Source organism: Pseudomonas sp. RA_35y_Pfl2_P32 (assembly GCF_963970735.1).
In the GTDB taxonomy this organism is placed as follows: Bacteria; Pseudomonadota; Gammaproteobacteria; order Pseudomonadales; family Pseudomonadaceae; genus Aquipseudomonas.
Genome location: NZ_CAXAQF010000379.1, coordinates 1 through 434, shown reverse-complemented (window position 1 = coordinate 434; position 434 = coordinate 1). Strand labels below are relative to the sequence as shown.

The following is a 434-nucleotide window of genomic DNA, read 5'->3' as shown; positions in this document are numbered from 1 at the left end:
GCCTGTGGGCGTCGGCCAGCCCTCGCTTCTGATGGAACGGATCACAGTGGGCGGAACGGGCGCATGAGCGTTGATAAAGCAACCGTCACGACCAAGCCGAAGAGCAGCGGCTGGGGCGGCCAGCTGGTGCAACTGGCCGGCATCGTCGCGGCCGTATTCATCGCCAAGGGCGCGCTCGCAGAGCCGTTCTACGTGCCGTCAGGCGCGATGGAGCCGACGCTCCTGATCGGCGACGCGCTGATCGCGTCGAAATTCCCCTACGGCTACGGCACGTCCTCCCTGCCGATCCAGATCAACCTGCCCGAAAGCGGCCGTGTCTTCGCGGAGACGCCGAAGCACGGCGACGTCGTCGTCTTCCGCTGGCCGGGCGATCGCTCGCAGGCCTGGGTCAAGCGCGTGGTGGGATTGCCCGGCGACCGCATCCAGATGCGGCA

1 protein-coding gene is annotated in these 434 nt (G+C 67.5%); it reads left to right on the top strand.

Annotation, left to right across the window (positions count from 1 at the left end; translation table 11 throughout):
* Window positions 1-63: 63 nt before the first annotated feature.
* Window positions 64-434 (top strand): signal peptidase I (gene lepB / locus AACY45_RS28795; protein ID WP_339548878.1); only part of this gene is annotated, 371 nt, incomplete at its 3' end.